The sequence below is a fragment of the Acinetobacter sp. YH12156 genome (assembly GCF_013418235.1).
Classification (GTDB): Bacteria; Pseudomonadota; Gammaproteobacteria; order Pseudomonadales; family Moraxellaceae; genus Acinetobacter; species Acinetobacter pseudolwoffii.
In genome coordinates this window covers 32,730-48,780 of sequence record NZ_VPCL01000018.1, presented here as the reverse complement: position 1 = coordinate 48,780, position 16,051 = coordinate 32,730, and the positions used below count along the sequence as shown (strand labels likewise).

At 44.1% G+C, this 16,051-nt stretch carries 14 protein-coding genes; 6 read left to right on the top strand and 8 right to left on the bottom strand.

Features of this window, described 5'->3' with window-relative positions:
* Window positions 1-702 precede the first annotated feature (702 nt).
* Entirely contained in the window at window positions 703-990 is a 288-nt protein-coding gene (locus tag FTU87_RS14300) for a hypothetical protein (protein WP_005173437.1), read from the bottom strand.
* 521 nt (window positions 991-1,511) lie between these two features.
* Entirely contained in the window at window positions 1,512-2,726 is a 1,215-nt protein-coding gene (tyrS, locus tag FTU87_RS14295) for a tyrosine--tRNA ligase (protein ID WP_100535507.1), read from the bottom strand.
* An 80-nt stretch (window positions 2,727-2,806) separates the two neighbouring features.
* On the opposite strand from tyrS, the gene FTU87_RS14290 reads away from it, so the two are divergent.
* Window positions 2,807-3,934 carry an anhydro-N-acetylmuramic acid kinase gene (locus FTU87_RS14290; RefSeq protein WP_100358107.1) on the top strand — a complete coding sequence of 376 codons (1,128 nt, stop codon included), beginning with the start codon at window positions 2,807-2,809 and terminating at the stop codon, window positions 3,932-3,934.
* A 73-nt stretch (window positions 3,935-4,007) separates the two neighbouring features.
* Here the strand turns inward: FTU87_RS14290 and FTU87_RS14285 are convergent, their stop codons facing one another.
* The 4 genes from FTU87_RS14285 to FTU87_RS14270 all read right to left on the bottom strand — a co-directional run bounded on the left by FTU87_RS14285 (window position 4,008) and on the right by FTU87_RS14270 (window position 8,130).
* Window positions 4,008-5,303, bottom strand: coding sequence for a lytic murein transglycosylase (locus tag FTU87_RS14285; RefSeq protein ID WP_100535508.1), 1,296 nt, complete (start codon window positions 5,301-5,303; stop codon window positions 4,008-4,010).
* A gap of 624 nt (window positions 5,304-5,927) precedes the next feature.
* Window positions 5,928-7,049 carry a 5-(carboxyamino)imidazole ribonucleotide synthase gene (locus tag FTU87_RS14280; RefSeq protein WP_005173460.1) on the bottom strand — a complete coding sequence of 374 codons (1,122 nt, stop codon included), beginning with the start codon at window positions 7,047-7,049 and terminating at the stop codon, window positions 5,928-5,930.
* Window positions 7,050-7,076: 27 nt separating this feature from the next.
* A complete protein-coding gene (gene purE / locus FTU87_RS14275) occupies window positions 7,077-7,589 on the bottom strand; it encodes a 5-(carboxyamino)imidazole ribonucleotide mutase (RefSeq protein WP_005173464.1) in 513 nt (170 codons plus the stop codon).
* Window positions 7,590-7,788: 199 nt separating this feature from the next.
* Window positions 7,789-8,130: a DMT family protein gene (locus FTU87_RS14270; RefSeq protein WP_074384157.1), complete on the bottom strand. Its 342-nt coding sequence runs from the start codon at window positions 8,128-8,130 to the stop codon at window positions 7,789-7,791.
* Between the two features lie 242 nt (window positions 8,131-8,372).
* Here FTU87_RS14270 and mpl point away from each other — a divergent pair, with 242 nt between their 5' ends.
* The gene (gene mpl, locus FTU87_RS14265; protein WP_180097700.1) at window positions 8,373-9,737 is read left to right on the top strand and encodes a UDP-N-acetylmuramate:L-alanyl-gamma-D-glutamyl-meso-diaminopimelate ligase; all 1,365 of its coding nucleotides are present in this window, start codon (window positions 8,373-8,375) and stop codon (window positions 9,735-9,737) included.
* Window positions 9,738-10,043: 306 nt separating this feature from the next.
* Entirely contained in the window at window positions 10,044-11,126 is a 1,083-nt protein-coding gene (locus FTU87_RS14260) for a zinc-dependent alcohol dehydrogenase family protein (RefSeq protein WP_180097698.1), read from the top strand.
* A gap of 142 nt (window positions 11,127-11,268) precedes the next feature.
* On the opposite strand, the gene FTU87_RS14255 is transcribed toward FTU87_RS14260, so the two are convergent.
* Window positions 11,269-11,559 (bottom strand): GNAT family N-acetyltransferase, encoded by a 291-nt coding sequence (locus FTU87_RS14255; protein ID WP_005173472.1) that lies wholly within the window; start codon window positions 11,557-11,559, stop codon window positions 11,269-11,271.
* Between the two features lie 24 nt (window positions 11,560-11,583).
* Window positions 11,584-11,868, bottom strand: coding sequence for a GNAT family N-acetyltransferase (locus FTU87_RS14250; RefSeq protein WP_005173474.1), 285 nt, complete (start codon window positions 11,866-11,868; stop codon window positions 11,584-11,586).
* Between the two features lie 153 nt (window positions 11,869-12,021).
* Here FTU87_RS14250 and FTU87_RS14245 point away from each other — a divergent pair, with 153 nt between their 5' ends.
* The 3 genes from FTU87_RS14245 (at window position 12,022) to guaD (ending at window position 16,038) form a co-directional block, all read left to right on the top strand.
* Entirely contained in the window at window positions 12,022-13,215 is a 1,194-nt protein-coding gene (locus FTU87_RS14245; RefSeq protein WP_180097696.1) for a sugar transporter, read from the top strand.
* Between the two features lie 332 nt (window positions 13,216-13,547).
* Window positions 13,548-14,513 (top strand): TerC family protein, encoded by a 966-nt coding sequence (locus FTU87_RS14240; RefSeq protein WP_100535510.1) that lies wholly within the window; start codon window positions 13,548-13,550, stop codon window positions 14,511-14,513.
* 187 nt (window positions 14,514-14,700) lie between these two features.
* Complete coding sequence (gene guaD, locus FTU87_RS14235) at window positions 14,701-16,038, top strand: guanine deaminase (RefSeq protein WP_180097694.1); 1,338 nt, start codon at window positions 14,701-14,703, stop codon at window positions 16,036-16,038.
* The last annotated feature ends 13 nt before the right edge of the window (window positions 16,039-16,051 follow it).

The following is a 16,051-nucleotide window of genomic DNA, read 5'->3' as shown; positions in this document are numbered from 1 at the left end:
AATTTTCTGACAAATATTTCTCAAATAAACTTCGAGTCATTTCTACCATCAATCAATGAAAATAATTTCGATCGATCAACCAGTAAAAATCCACACAAGTTGTTCTTCATAAGCTCTTAATGATCTTTCTAACACCTCGTCAGTGCCAGAAGCTGGACTTCGATATACTTAACAACTCAGCAATCTGCTTCGTTCGTTTTCGTCTATCTCGTCGGTATGGGTGCATTCTAGAGGATTTCAGAATCATTGCAACCCCCAATTCACTATATTTTTCACGTATGTCTTTTTTTTCTACAAAAAATCCTAAAAAATCGCTTTTTTATCTAATTTTTAAGCGTTTTTATGCAATAAATGCACTAAACACATCATTTTATTTTTATAAGCCAAAATTTAATTAGACTTAAAAGCGATCAAAATAATAGCTAGAGTAGTAATTTTTGCTGTTTATCCTTAAATAATGCTTTTTATCTCGTTCAACCCCCAGAAACAAAACCAAATCATGACATATTAGCGAAACCAACGATTCTCTCCTTTCGGCTTGGTAGTTCATTCGCACTTTTTTAGTGAAACTTCTTATAAAAGCGTATCGGTATCTTAGGCTATAAAGATGTTATTCAATGATTTTGGTGTTTGGGTATAAGGCCGCACAAGCTTGCTTATCTATATAGAGATAGAACATATCAGCAGGTTAATTCTATTCAGTTACTTTTCCTGCTTGCGCTGCCCAAGCCAGTATTGCATGACTTCTATAATTATGTCTTTTTTGCCCTGATAGTCTTCAGCAACAAAAAATAGTTTTGCACGTCGCGGTAAACGCTCTTCAATCAGGGAAAATAGATAGTAATTCGCAGCCAGATCAAGCTGCATAAATAAGTTATAGACAGGGATATAACGTTGCTGTTTTTGTTCGGCAGACTGATATTCAAATAAGAAACTTAAAATACAATCAATGTCTTCATCAAAAATATTTTCTGTTGGATAGCGATACATCGAACCCCCTCTGCTTTCTTTTTATATTGTGCTGTCTTTTGCGAACCAATATAGTCAGCCACCCTTTAGCTAGCAAAACAACACTTAATTAGAGGATGAATTCTAGGTGGAATGCCCTCTCCAAGAAAATAATACCTGCGATTTTAAAGGTTCAGAATGAAATCGCTACAAATAAAAAAGGAAGAGATCTCTCCCAAAATCTCCTCCTTAGAATTGAATCTTTACCCGATCCATTATGTCATTATTATAGTTATTCACTTTAAAGCTTAAAAAAGAGTCTCTTGGGGAAGAGACCTTATAAATTGTGGAGTTGTCTTATTATCACCCTCTAGATGCTTTGAACCAATTCTCTAGATGAATAAATCCTATAGATAATAAACCCGAAAAGCAAGCAATTTGGGAAAATTTAACTCTTGTTTTTATAGGGTTTTTTTTGAAGTTGCTTATTTGCTTTATGAATATAGAACATCAATAAAAAAGCAGACCGAAGCCTGCTTTTATTTCAATAACTTATCAATTTTTTAATCGGTGAAAGTAACTTTCGCAATCGCTTTTTTGCTGGCCTGAACGATCAAGGTCAGATTTTCCTTAACCGAATAAGAACTATCTACAGTGTGCCAATCCACTTTCACCGCGCCACGACCTAAAGCATCTTTGGCTTGGGCCGCATTCTTGGTCAAACCTGCTTCACGTAAAATTGAAGTAATAAAGATTTCACCACCAAACTCACCACGTGAAATAGTCACTTCTGGCGTACCTTCCGGTAATTCACCCTCAGTAATGATATTACCTGCACCTTTATGTGCATGCGCAGCAGCGTCGCTTCCGTGGAAACGCTCAACCAGCTCCAGCGCAAGAATCTTTTTCACCTCTTGAGGATTACGGCCTTCAGCAATTTCTTTTAGCAACTGCTGAATTTCTTCAATTGATTTAAAGCTGAGCAGATCAAAATAACGCTCAATCAATGCATCCGGCATTGAAAGCACTTTTTGATACATCGCACCTGGCGCATCAAATACACCAATATAGTTGCCTAAAGATTTAGACATTTTATTCACGCCATCTAAACCTTCAAGAATAGGCACCGTAATACACACTTGTGCTTCCTGATCATAACGACCTTGTAGCGTACGACCCATCAACAGGTTAAAGGTCTGGTCTGTACCGCCCAACTCTACGTCCGCTTCTAAAGCCACCGAATCATAACCTTGTACCAATGGATACAAGAATTCGTGAATCGCGATCGGCTGTTGACTGTTATAACGCTTGGTAAAGTCGTCACGCTCCAACATACGCGCCACAGTTTGCTGTGATGCCAATTGAATTAAGTCAGCCGCAGTTTTTTGTGCAAACCATTCCGAGTTAAATACAACTTTGGTTTTGTTTGGATCAAGAATTTTAAACACTTGTTCTTGATAGGTTTTTGCATTTTCTAAAACTTGTTCACGTGATAATGGTGGACGTGTAGCACTTTTACCTGTTGGATCACCGATCATCGCCGTGTAGTCACCGATCAGGAAGAATACTTCGTGGCCCAAATCCTGAAATACTTTTAACTTGTTGATGAGAACCGTATGACCTAAGTGCAGGTCAGGCGCAGTTGGGTCAAAACCTGCTTTAATTTTTAATGGACGATTCTTTTTTAATTTCTTAAGAAGGTCTTCTTCAGAAATAATTTCATGGGTGCCTCGTTGAATGAGGGCAAGTTGTTCTTCAGCCGGCAGGAAATTTGACATCACAAAATCCAATACATCAGTTACTCAATTTGTGCGATATACTAACACTTTTTCAGCATATTGCAGGCTTAAGAATAACCATGACAGCGATCTATATTGGGGTAATGACCGGCACAAGCATGGATGGTGTCGATATTGTTGCTGCTTCTTTTGATCCTTTACAGCTTCATGCCACACTCACTTTGGCATTCGATCCTGACCTGCGGCATGAGCTGATGGCACTGACTTTGCCCGATGACAATGAAATTGACCGTATGGGCAAGGCCGATGTGGCCTTGGCAGAAATGATTGGTCATGGTATCAACCAACTGATTGAAAACAACCAGTTAGATAAATCTAAAATTAAAGCCATTGGCTCACATGGTCAGACCATCCGCCATCGCCCTGAGCATGGTTTTACCCTGCAAATTGGTGACCCCAATATTATTACCGAAATCACCCAGATTCCGGTGATTTCAGATTTCCGTCGTCGTGATTTGGCGGCGGGTGGTCAAGGTGCACCATTGGTTCCTGCCTTTCATCAGGATATTTTCCAGCATGACAGCATTCACCGGGTGATTTTAAATCTGGGCGGGATTGCTAATGTCAGCCTGTTACCTGCCGGAAGTCCTGATGATGTTTATGGCTTTGATACAGGGCCGGCCAACATTCTGATGGATGCCTGGTGCGCGCGTTATACCGGCCAGCCTTATGATGAAAATGGCAATTGGGCCGCTTATGGTACGCCGATTCGCAGCCTGCTGGATCGTTTACAGTCACACGAATTTTTCTCTAAAGAACCGCCTAAAAGTACCGGCCGTGAAGACTTTAACCTGGAATGGCTGGATGAGCAGATTGCCGACTGGCGCAATGACCTGCAATACGATGAACTGGAAGATACCCCGGAAAATGTGCAGGCGACCTTATTAAAGCTCACTACCCGTGCGATTAAAAAAGCCATTTACCGTTCTGGTATGGATACCGGACAAGTTTTCGTATGTGGTGGTGGCGCTTATAATTCCTATTTACTTGAGCAACTGCGCTGGCGCTTACGCAAACATGAATGGAGCATACAAACCACGGCTGATTTGGGCCTCAGTCCGACCTGGGTAGAAGCCACCGCCTTTGCCTGGCTGGCGATGCGTTTTATCAAGCAACTCAATGGTAACCTGCCAGCGGTGACCGGTGCTTTAGGCTATCGTGTTCTGGGAACCATTACTGCTGTTTAAACCTGACCAGAGCAATCTAAAGTTATAAAAAAAGGTCTGCATTTATACAGACCTTTTTCATTTTCAATCTTACTTATTGCATCATCAGTTTGGCATTTTCATTACGGAACGCACGCAGAATCTGCTGGCCGGCGCGGCCGGTCGGACTCAAGCCCAAACGCTGCTGTTCCTGACGAATCGCCTGACGGGTTTTATCACCAATCAGGCCATCCACCGCACCAATGTCATAGCCACGATTTAGTAAAAATTGCTGAATCTCGCGACGTTCTGAACGCGATGTACCCGCGTCATCGGTTGGCCAAGATGTGCTGAAGCTCCCTTTACCCTGTAAACGATCGGATAAATGCGCAATCGCCAAGGCATAACTTTCTGCTGCATTATAGCTATAAATGGCATCAAAGTTTCTAAAGACCAGGAAGACTGGGCCATTCGGGCCGGCAGGCGCAAGCAAGCCAGCCTGAGAAGATGCTGATAAATTCCCTTGAATTAAAGGGGAACCATCGGCACGCACTACACCACGGCTAATCCAGCTATTCAGTGATTTTTTATTGCGACGGCCTTCATTTGAGATTGACATGCCTTGCGGGATTTTTACTTCAAAACCCCAAGGCTGTCCGGTCTGCCAACCACGCTTGCTTAAAAAGTTGGCGGTTGATGCCAAAGCATCCGGAATACTACTGACCAGATCACGGCGGCCATCGCCATCAAAATCGACCGCAAGCTCATCATAGGTCGATGGCATAAACTGGGTATGACCAAAAGCTCCAGCCCATGAACCTTTCAGCTGATCCTCTCGTACATCACCGCGCTGCAATAATTTCATGGTGGTAAAAAACTCACCACGGAAATAACTCTGGCGTCGCCCTTCACAGCTCAATGTTCCCAGAGCCTGCAATAAAGGATAGCGACCGGAAATATCACCAAAATTACTTTCTACACCCCATACCGCGACAATCGTTTCTGCAGGCACGCCATAGGCTGCGGAAACACGATTTAAGACTTCGCGATGTTGCTGTAATTTTTGCCGGCCGAGCTGAACCCGCTCTTCATCGACCAAACCAGACAAATAGTCCCAAATCGGGGTAGAAAATTCCGGTTGATAGTTTAAACGTTCAATTACGGAATAATCAGGCGTTAAATTTTGCGTATAACGGTCATAGCTGCCTGCACTAACACCTTTTGCTACAGCCTGACTACGTAAATTCGCCAAACAGTTTTGAAAATTATTCTGGGCAGGGAAATTTGACGGGCTGCTGGCCGCTGAAGGCAAAGTAGTCGTGTCGACACGCTGACCATTAATAATCAGCTCGGCATTTGCCTGAGAAACAGCCAAGAATAAAGAACCAACCACAAGCGCAAAACGTTGCATAAGACCCTTGAATATTTAGATTTTGAATTATGTTCCTAACATAGCAGCTCAATCTAAAAATTAAAGCTCAAATAGGTAAATTTAAATTCATAATTTCTGCACTTTTGAATTCATTTTGTAGTTTTAAATTTAAATAACTTATCCACAACTTGTTTTTAAATTCAAAAGCAGCGGCGCTGTTTGAATTTAAATTTAAAATCCAGGAAACAACCTTTAAATTCAAAACCTTCTTTGTGGATAACTTAACATAAACAGGATTAATCAGATATTTATCAAGGTTTTATTTTGTGAATTAAAAACAGGGTGGCTTGGTTTATTTTTAAATTTAAACTTTGATTTCAAAGTAGCGGTTTGAATTTAAATTCATATTTTGAATTCATTTAAACTTTAAATTCAAAGACTGTTTTAAATTTAATATTTTAAATTCAAAGTATTTCTCTGTGGTCTGTGAATCTTCATTTAGACTCTTTTATGTATACGCAATTGTTTATTTTACAATCAATTGAAAAATATCATGATCCGATAAATGGCAGGCATTTTCGAAGAGGCGCAATCATGCCTGAATCTGGATAAATAAAAAAGCGACCACCGAAGTGATCGCTTTTTTTATCAGCAAGATAGCGCTTAAATGGTCATATCTTCGCTCAATGCCAGTGGATTCGGTAAAATCTTCGCCAGTTGACGGCATAAAGTCGTCAGCTGAGTACTGTCGGTTGGCATCAGGGTAATGTGACCAATCTTACGACCTTCACGCTCTGACTTGTTATACAGATGCAAATGCGCACCTTCTAAAGCCAGAACATCTGCAGATTTTGGATGCTGTCCGATGATATTCACCAGTACGCTTGGACGAATCACTTCCGTTGAACCCAGTGGCAGACCGGCCACCGCACGAATATGGTTTTCGAACTGTGAGCAGACTGCACCTTCAATCGACCAGTGCCCTGAGTTATGCACACGTGGTGCCATCTCGTTTGCATATAAGCCTTTGTCTGTCACAAACAGCTCAAGGGTCAAGACGCCCACATAGTTCAGATGATTGAGTAGGCGAGTGATGTAGTCCTGTGCGACCGGCTGCAAGTCTGCACTGTTCGGTGCAGGCACAATCGAGTGCGACAGAATGCCATTGTGATGATGATTTTCAGCCAGGGGCCAGGTTTTTACATCACCATTTTGACCACGTACCGCAATGATCGACACTTCACGTGAGAACGTCACAAAGCTTTCTGCAATCAGTTCACCGGCAGGGCCAAGTTCCGCCCAAGCCTGCTCAATTTGATCAGCACTCCGCAGGACAAATTGACCCTTACCATCGTAACCACCGCGAGAGGTTTTTAATACGATTGGTAAGCCCAGTTCAGCCACAGCAGCCTGTAAACCTTCAAGTGCAGTCACTGCCTTATACGGCGCAACAGGAATGTCGAGCGTATCAAACAGGGCTTTTTCAGACAGACGATGCTGTGCAATTGCCAAGGCTTGGCGTGGTGGATGCAGGTCTTTATTTTTCACCAGCACATCCACATCTGCAAGCGGGGTATTTTCAAATTCCAGACTGAATACATCAGCACTGTCAATAAAATCCTGTAGACCATTTTCGGCCTTGCTGGAAATCACTTGACCGAGTGTCGCAGAAGGGCAATCCGTACTTGCTTCAAAGAAAGTACATTGAATATTCAATGGCAATGCCGCTTGCGCCATCATGCGCCCGAGCTGACCGCCGCCAAAAATACCGATGGTTTTATCCATGATGTCTGTCCCGTATGAAGCTTGGTTTTAGTTTTGACCAGGAATGTTATTGCTTGCCACTTTATCTGTTTGTGCCGCACGGAAATCTGCAACATTTTTCGCGATATCAGGGCGGGTCAGACCTAAAATTTGCGCTGCCATAATGGCTGCATTGGTTGCACCGGCAGGGCCAATCGCAAGCGTACCCACCGCAATACCTGCTGGCATTTGTACAATTGAAAGCAAAGAATCGACGCCGTTTAAAATGGATGATTTGACTGGCACACCCAAGACTGGAAGATCAGTCTTTGCCGCACACATGCCCGGCAAATGCGCAGCACCACCAGCACCGGCAATAATCACCTGAATGCCACGATCACGCGCCTGTTCAGCATATTCAAATAAACGGTCAGGAGTACGGTGTGCAGAAACGACTTCAGCTTCAAATGGGACACCAAGCTGCTTGAGCATGTTGGCAGTATGTTCGAGAGTTGCCCAATCTGATTGAGAACCCATGATAATTCCTACTAGAGGAGCATCTTGTGCAGCAGCCGCATTCATTGCAAATTTTCCAGAGATTAAAGTAACAAAAAATAAATCTCGACGAGAGAGCCAAGCTTTAATAGGAGGTGCTTATTATAGACTGATTTTTCGGCTTCATAAAATTTAACGGTCAAAGCAAGGTTCGATTTTTCTTATTTTTTTGGCAGAATATTAAAAACTGGAATAAAAATAGGCCTGTAGTCTGCAAAGCTTTCGATCAGGAACTTCTGAAGACAAAATACACACATCCGCACAGACACAAGGCTGCCCAGAGATAATCCAGTTTAAAGGGCTGCTTAAACATGAAAATCATAAAAGGCACAAAGACCAGCAAGGTCACCACTTCCTGAGTGATTTTCATTTGCCCCACGGCCAGTCCCTGCTGTGCCAGTAATCGGGTGGCCGGAATCATCAGACTATATTCAAACAGGGCAATCATCCAGCTGAATAAAATTGCCTGCCACAACGGCGCATCATGCGGTAAAAATTTTAAATGCCCATACCATGCCAAGGTCATAAAGCAATTGGCAATTACCAGAAGAAATAAAGCCGGTAACATCGGCATGTACTCTGCAAAAAGATCGGGTTTATTCTACGATTTATTTTGCAAAAAGATATTCTCTAAATTTGAAATTTTCTCTGAATTTATCCGTGAAACAGGATTTAAAAATTCCCGCAGCAATGCTTGAACTTTGACTATCTTTTCCGTGTAAGCCTTGCTATCGTTGCTTGCAAATTGAATAAATCATGATAACCGCACCAATATAAGGTGATGGGTCAGACAGGAACGGAGTGAAGTAGATGCATCTGCATATTTTGGGTATTTGTGGCACTTTTATGGGATCGCTGGCGCTCCTTGCACGCGACCTGGGCCACAAGGTGACAGGTTCAGATTTGAACGTCTATCCACCGATGTCGACCCAACTTGAAAATGCAGGCATCAGCTTGATGCAGGGTTATGAGCGTAGTCACTTGCAGCCACATCCGGACCTGATCATTGTCGGCAATGCCATGAAGCGTGGTATTGATGCAGTAGAATATATGCTGAATGAAGGCTTGCCTTATATTTCAGGCCCACAGTTCCTGGCAGATCATGTTCTGCAAGGCAAACATGTATTGGGGGTTGCGGGTACACATGGCAAAACCACCACCACAACCATGCTGGCCTGGGTGCTGGATCAAGCCGGTTTAGAGCCAGGCTTCCTGATTGGTGGTGTGCCACTGGGTTTTAGTGAGAGTGCACGTCTCGGTGGCGGCAAATATTTCTGTGTGGAAGCGGATGAATATGATTCGGCTTTCTTCGACAAGCGTTCCAAGTTTGTACATTACCATCCAAAAACGGCGATTTTAAATAACCTTGAATTTGACCATGCCGATATCTTTGATGATCTGGCCGCGATTCAAAAGCAGTTCCATCATTTAGTTCGTACCATTCCAAGCAAAGGCCGCATCATTGCGCCGATTACCGAAAGCAATATCGATGAAGTACTAGAGCAGGGTTGCTGGACACCGGTGGTGCGCACCAGTCTGGATGCCAATCAAAAATCTGAACTGTATGCCGAACAGTTATCGACAGATGGTTCTCACTTTAAAGTCTTGCAACACGGTGTGGTGAAAGGTGAAGTGCAGTGGAGCATGACCGGACAGCATTCGGTGGCCAATGCGCTCGCGACGATTGCCGCTGCCGAGCATGTCGGTGTCTCGATTGAAACCGCCTGTGAAGCTTTATCTAATTTCGGTGGGGTAAAACGCCGTATGGAACTGTTAGGCACAGTCCGTGGTATTGAGGTTTATGATGATTTCGCCCATCATCCGACAGCGATTGATACGACCTTGGAGGGCGCGCGCAAACGTCTGGGTGAACGCAAACTCTGGGCAATTATTGAACCACGCTCCAATACCATGCGTATGGGCAGTCATAAAGAGGGTCTGGCTCATTCAGCACGTCTGGCCGATGCAGTAATCTGGTATCAACCGGAAGGACTGGACTGGGATCTGCAACCGGTCATTAATGCTGCGCCAAATAAAGCCAAAATTGCACGCACACTGGATGACATCATTCAGACCGTGGTAGCAGAGGCAGGTGAGGGCGATGCGGTGGTGATCATGTCAAATGGCGGTTTTGGTGGTTTGCATCAGAAATTGATCAGTGCTTTAAACGCATAAAATAGATGCGTGGATAAGTATGTGAAAAAAGAAGCCCGCGATGCGGGCTTCTTTTTTCAGGGCAATTGTTTTAGCAAAAAGAGAGAATGGCGGTTTTGACCTTCGCATTGCATGATGTCAAATTGGCCTAAAATGCCGATCACTCATCAGTCATTACGCATGATGTTTTGTTGCAATCTGAAGGCGAGATAGATTGCAGCAGCACATCACTCAAGGCACAATCGAGAAGAACACAGGTATTTATAGACCTGACAGCCAGATCAGAATCAGGTCATTCTCATTCCTCACTCCTTCAGGAGATGTGTCATGACAACAATGAAAGCCATGGTCTATTACGGCGAAAACGACATCCGGTTTGAAGACCGTCCCATTCCCACTATTTTGCATCCCAGCGATGCGGTTATCAAACTCACTAAAGTCACTATTTGTGGTACAGATCTCGGGATCTGGAAAGGTAAAAACCCGGAAATTGAACAGCAAGCGACACGCAAACAGGGCAGTTTTAATGGCCGTATTTTAGGTCATGAAGGCATTGGTATTGTAGAAGAAGTCGGTTCTGCCGTTCAAAACTTCAAAAAAGGCGACCTGGTGATTATTTCCTGTGTCAGCCGCTGCGGAACCTGTGAAAACTGTCAGAAACAGCTGTATGCACATTGTCGCAATGAAGGCGGCTGGATCATGGGCTATATGATTGATGGTACTCATGCCGAATATGTACGCACGCCGTTTGCGGATACTTCCCTTTATCATTTACCTGAAGGATTAAATGAAGATGTCGCTGTGTTTTTATCGGATATCTTGCCGACATCACATGAAATTGGTGTGCAATATGGCGATGTCAAACCCGGAGACAATGTGGTGATTGTCGGTGCCGGCCCGATCGGCATGAGCTGCCTGCTGACCGCTCAATTCTATTCACCGGCCAACATTATCATGGTCGATGTCGATGACAACCGACTCGAGTTCGCCAAAACAGTGGGAGCGACGCATAGCATTAACTCCGCGAAAGAAGATGCCATACAACGTGTGCTGGAGCTGACGGATGGGCGAGGGGTCGATTGTGCCATTGAAGCGGTTGGTCTGGAGGCGACCTGGAATATCTGCCAGCATGTAGTCAAAGAGGGTGGACATATTGCCAATGTCGGCGTACATGGCAAATCAGTTAATTTTGAACTGAATAAACTCTGGATTAAAAACCTGACCATCACCACCGGACTGGTCAATGCCAATACCACTGCTATGCTGCTCAAAACCTGCTGTTCCGGTAAATTACCGCTGGAAAAACTGGCGACCCATCACTTTAAATTTAATGAATTTGAAAAAGCTTATGATGTGTTCAAGCATGCAGCCGATGAAAAGGCCTTGAAAGTGATGATCGAACTCAATTAATGCGGGAAAGTAAAAAGTCCGCTTGGCGGACTTTTTTTTATTTGTAGCTGGAGTGAAAAATAGGGCATATCACCGCACTACTTATCAGCTTGTATTGAAAGCTCATTAGGCCGTTTTGCTCTTGGCAAATCGATCTAAATGATTAAGTAGAAGAGGCCGCGACATCAGATAAACTTTGGTCACGCTTAAACATCACATCCACATAGGAACATTGCGGAATGATGGTTAAACTTTTTTCACGGGCAAAATCGACCAGCACATCCAGCATTTTTCGGGCAACGCCCTGACCACGCAAGGAATGATCGACCCAGGTATGATCTGCAATAATCACCGAGGCTTCCCGCCATTGATAGGTAATCTCGGCCAGACGTCGACCTTTATCTTCCATAAAAAATACACCACCGCGTTTTGAATCTTGATATTGAATCTGCATAGATCTCCACCTTTATTTTCATTTTTAACTGCTTAACACATCGCTGAAATTAGGATCACGCTCAAATACCGATTGAGCAAAAGGGCATTCCGGAATAATCTTGACCCCTTGCTCACGGGCAAACTTGACCGCTGCTTCGACCAGATAATGTCCGACATGCTGTCCACGCAAACTGTCATCGACCCAGGTATGTTCAATCACCAGTCGATCCTCATCTTTCCAGAAATAGCTCATTTCAGCCAGACGCTTTTCATTTGGCTCGACAAACCATTGACCTTGACTGCCTTGTTGCTGATGCTCAATCAACATCCTCTAAACTCCGTATTTTTAATCCAGACTGACATATTTTTCAGTCGCATATTGTTCGATTTCTTTAAACGATTGTGAATCTGTGCTCTTTCCTGATATCACCGTGCAATGAACAGGTTTAAACTGCCTGTCTGTTGTTTAAGCCAGATATTTATGTCCAGCCCTTCTTTTAGCTCCTCGGTAAGACGTCAATGGATCTGCGTAATTGCGTTAGCCAGTGCCGCCTTTATTTTCAACACCACCGAATTTATTCCCGTGGCCTTACTCAGTGATATTGGTGCAAGTTTTGACATGTCGGCGACTCAGGTCGGGTTGATGCTGACCATTTATGCCTGGGTCGTGGCTTTATTGTCTTTACCGATGATGCTACTGACCAAAAACATTGAACGACGTTTCTTGTTGATGGTTTTATTTGCGGTCTTCATTTCCAGTCATGTGCTGTCTTATTTTGCCTGGAGTTTCAGTGTTCTGGTATTTAGCCGGATCGGGATTGCAGTAGCCCACGCGCTGTTTTGGTCAATTACCGCTTCGCTTGCAGTACGTGTCGCACCAGCAGGCAAAGAATTTCAAGCCTTGGGTTTATTGGCCACAGGTACTGCCATGGCCATGGTTCTGGGAATTCCCTTTGGTCGCATGATCGGGGAGGCCTATGGCTGGCGCAATAGTTTTGCCTTGATTGCCATCGTCGCCAGCGTGGTCTGCCTGCTACTGGCCAAAACCTTGCCCTTATTACCGAGTGTCAATTCAGGTTCACTCAGCAGCTTGAAAACCTTGTTAAAACGTCCAAGCCTGATGCTGGTATTTGCCCTGACGGTCATTGTAATTAGTGCACAATTCACCGCCTATAGTTATATCGAGCCATTTTCACTGAATATTGCCCAGCTCAGTTCTGTACAGACCACGACTTTATTGCTGGTCTATGGTGGGGCAGGTTTAATCGGCTCTTATCTATTTGGCCGTTTTGCACCGCATTTTCCCAAACTTACTATTCCATTTTTCACACTTGGGCTGACCATCTCATTGCTATTATTGTTGCCATTGTCCAGCAATGTCTTGCAGTTAAATACCTTGGCTTTACTCTGGGGCATCAGTATTATTGGTTTCAGTCTGGCCCTGCAAGCCAAGACCTTGAATCTGGCCTCAGATGCCACCGACGTGGCCATGGCGATTTATTCTGGCCTGTATAATATCGGGATTGGCAGTGGTGCCTTGCTTGGTGGAATGGTAACGGCACAGATCGGGTTATATGCTATTGGCTGGGTCGGGGCAATCTTGGCCAGTCTGGGTTTTCTTGTCACTTTATATTTAATTCGCCGCCCGGATTTTATGACTCTAAAAGCAACTTGAATCATGATTTTTTGTAAATGAAATTGTAGTCTTAACAAAAACCTGTCATGCTTCCTGCATATTGAGCATTGGCTCAAACAAAATTTAGTTTGAACAAGGGGAGTAGCCTCCTCCAAACGTTTAACAATTGCGGTTCAACTTGTTAAACGTGTCAGAATATCGTCATTACACTTTGCAAAAAGTCGGTATCTGAGCATTTTACTGCAACACTTTGAATGAGAAGTGTAACAGTAAGATGTAGGCAAGACCTTGATCATGTTGGTATAGATGTTTTTCATCTGACAACAGGTCAAGGTTTTTTTATGGCCGATTGTCAGATGTGGAGGATTCACATGGAAACAATTGGTACGCTGTGGCTGTATCTGGCTTTTTTTGGCATCGTTCTGGTGATGCTGTTTATTGATTTTTTAGGCTTCAAACAAAAACAAGGCCAGGAAGTAAAAGTCCGGACTGCGGCCTACTGGAGTATTGCCTGGGTCAGTGTCGCGACTTTATTTGGTGGTGGTTTATGGCTCTATCTGGAGCAGACCGCAGGTACTGCAATTGCCAATGCCAAGGTCATGGAATACTTCGCTGGTTATCTGCTGGAAAAATCCCTGGCAATTGATAACGTCTTTGTCTGGCTGATGATCTTCGCTGCTTTCGCCATTCCACCCGCGCTGCAACGTAAATTGCTGCTCTACGGTGTACTCGGTGCGATTGTCCTCAGAACCATCTTTATTTTTATTGGCGCCTGGTTCGTTCAGGAATTCTCATGGATTTTATATATCTTCGGTGCCTTCCTGGTGTATACCGGCTTTAAATTCCTGCGTGGTCAGGATGAAGAAGAAAGCAATATTGAAGATATGGCGATTCTGAAATGGCTGCGTAAACGTATGCGGATTACCCCGCAACTTGAAGCTGACAAATTCTTTATCCGTAAAGATGGTTTACTGTGGGCAACGCCGTTATTCCTGGTTTTGATTCTGGTCGAAGCCTCGGATGTGATCTTTGCGGTCGATTCTATTCCGGCAATTTTCGCTGTGACCACCGATCCCTTCATTGTACTGACTGCTAACCTGATGGCGATTTTGGGTCTGCGCGCGATGTTCTTCCTGTTATCGGGTGCCGCATCAAAAATGCATTATCTGCCCTATGGCCTCGGGATTATTCTGGTCTTTATCGGCTTTAAAATGCTGATGCTGGATGTATTCCATATGCCAATCTGGATTTCACTGAGCTTTATTGTGATTGTCTTGACGATCACGGCGATCCTGTCGATTCGCCACAGTAAAAAACATAACCAAACCACGCTCTAATAACTGTATAGACGATCATCTTTAGCGTCACAAAAGTCCGTTCAATCATGAGCGGACTTTTTTTATTGCTCGACTGCCTTACCACAGCTTCGACTTAACTCAGGCAAATGAAGTCAGCATGATCACGTTATAAATCCACTGAAGTGGGTTACAATCTATTGAAAAAATTAAAAGCACAGGTTTTAACATGTCTTCTCAGATTGCAACAACGGCAGTCCGCGGTCGTTTCCTTGATATCCAGCATACAGTTGCCCAGGCACATGAGATTGATGACCAGGTGCGCTATGTAGAAGATGGTCTGATTATCATGCAAGACGGCAAGATTCAATGGTTTGGCAGCTGGGATGAAGGGCAGAAACATCTAGCTGAAAATATCCAGGTCGCCCATTATCCTGAACAGCTGATTGTGCCGGGATTGATCGATACCCATATTCATTTCCCGCAAACCGAGATGGTCGGGGCCTATGGCGAACAACTGCTGGAATGGTTAAATACCTATACCTTTCCAACAGAAATCCAGTTTGCAGATACAGCCTATAGCGAAAAAATCGCCGAATTTTTTGTGCAGGAATTGCTTAAAAATGGCACCACCACGGCACTGGTCTTCTGTACCGTACATCCTGAATCAGTAGATGCTTTGTTTACAGCGGCGAGCCGCAGAAATATGCGTCTGATCGCCGGTAAAATCTTGATGGACCGACATGCACCGGAAGCGCTGACAGATACAGCAGAAAGCGCTTATACCGATTCTAAAGCGCTGATTGAAAAATGGCATGGGCAGGGCCGTAACCTGTATGCCATTACCCCTCGCTTTGCCCCGACGTCCACCAATGAACAACTTGAAAAAGCAGGTCAGCTCAAAGCCGAATATCCAGATGTCTATGTACATACCCATTTAAGTGAAAATAAAAATGAAATTGCCTGGGTCAAAGAGTTATTTCCGGAACGTAAAGGCTACCTGGATGTCTATCATCACTATGGTTTAACCGGTGAAAAATCAGTGTTTGCACATTGTGTACACCTGGAAGAGCAGGAGTGGGATTGCATGCAGCAGACCAATTCAGCGATTGCCTTTTGTCCGACCTCAAACCTGTTTCTGGGCAGTGGTTTATTCCCATTAAAGAAAGCGTGGGACAAGCAGGTGAAAGTTGGTCTGGGTACCGACATCGGGGCAGGCACCTCGTTTAACCAGCTACAGACCTTAAATGAAGCCTACAAAGTGCAGCAATTGCAGGGAGAAAAACTCTCTGCTTTTGAAGCCTTGTATCATGCCACCTTAGGCGGTGCTAAAGCCTTAAGTCTGGACGATCGTTTGGGGAACTTTAATATCGGCAAGGAGGCGGACTTTGTGGTGCTGGATCTAAATGCCACCGCTTTACAGCAGTTACGCCAAAGCAGAGCAAAAAATATTGAAGATGCATTTTTTGCACTGACCATGCTCGGCGATGACCGTAATATTGCAGTGACCTATGTCTACGGAGAAGCTGTCTATGTCAAAGCACGATGTACCCGCTCAGACAACTAAAACCCAGCACCGC

Excerpts from the sequence above, each read along its gene's own strand:
- FTU87_RS14270 (WP_074384157.1), bottom strand. The coding sequence starts at position 8,130 with ATGTTACCGGCTTTATTTCTTCTGGTAATTGCCAATTGCTTTATGACC.
- FTU87_RS14245 (WP_180097696.1), top strand. The coding sequence starts at position 12,022 with ATGTCCAGCCCTTCTTTTAGCTCCTCGGTAAGACGTCAATGGATCTGC.
- mpl (WP_180097700.1), top strand. The coding sequence starts at position 8,373 with ATGCATCTGCATATTTTGGGTATTTGTGGCACTTTTATGGGATCGCTG.
- FTU87_RS14240 (WP_100535510.1), top strand. The coding sequence starts at position 13,548 with ATGGAAACAATTGGTACGCTGTGGCTGTATCTGGCTTTTTTTGGCATC.
- FTU87_RS14255 (WP_005173472.1), bottom strand. The coding sequence starts at position 11,559 with ATGCAGATTCAATATCAAGATTCAAAACGCGGTGGTGTATTTTTTATG.
- FTU87_RS14280 (WP_005173460.1), bottom strand. The coding sequence starts at position 7,049 with ATGGATAAAACCATCGGTATTTTTGGCGGCGGTCAGCTCGGGCGCATG.
- FTU87_RS14290 (WP_100358107.1), top strand. The coding sequence starts at position 2,807 with ATGACAGCGATCTATATTGGGGTAATGACCGGCACAAGCATGGATGGT.
- FTU87_RS14260 (WP_180097698.1), top strand. The coding sequence starts at position 10,044 with ATGACAACAATGAAAGCCATGGTCTATTACGGCGAAAACGACATCCGG.
- purE (WP_005173464.1), bottom strand. The coding sequence starts at position 7,589 with ATGAATGCGGCTGCTGCACAAGATGCTCCTCTAGTAGGAATTATCATG.
- FTU87_RS14285 (WP_100535508.1), bottom strand. The coding sequence starts at position 5,303 with ATGCAACGTTTTGCGCTTGTGGTTGGTTCTTTATTCTTGGCTGTTTCT.
- guaD (WP_180097694.1), top strand. The coding sequence starts at position 14,701 with ATGTCTTCTCAGATTGCAACAACGGCAGTCCGCGGTCGTTTCCTTGAT.
- FTU87_RS14250 (WP_005173474.1), bottom strand. The coding sequence starts at position 11,868 with ATGTTGATTGAGCATCAGCAACAAGGCAGTCAAGGTCAATGGTTTGTC.
- FTU87_RS14300 (WP_005173437.1), bottom strand. The coding sequence starts at position 990 with ATGTATCGCTATCCAACAGAAAATATTTTTGATGAAGACATTGATTGT.
- tyrS (WP_100535507.1), bottom strand. The coding sequence starts at position 2,726 with ATGTCAAATTTCCTGCCGGCTGAAGAACAACTTGCCCTCATTCAACGA.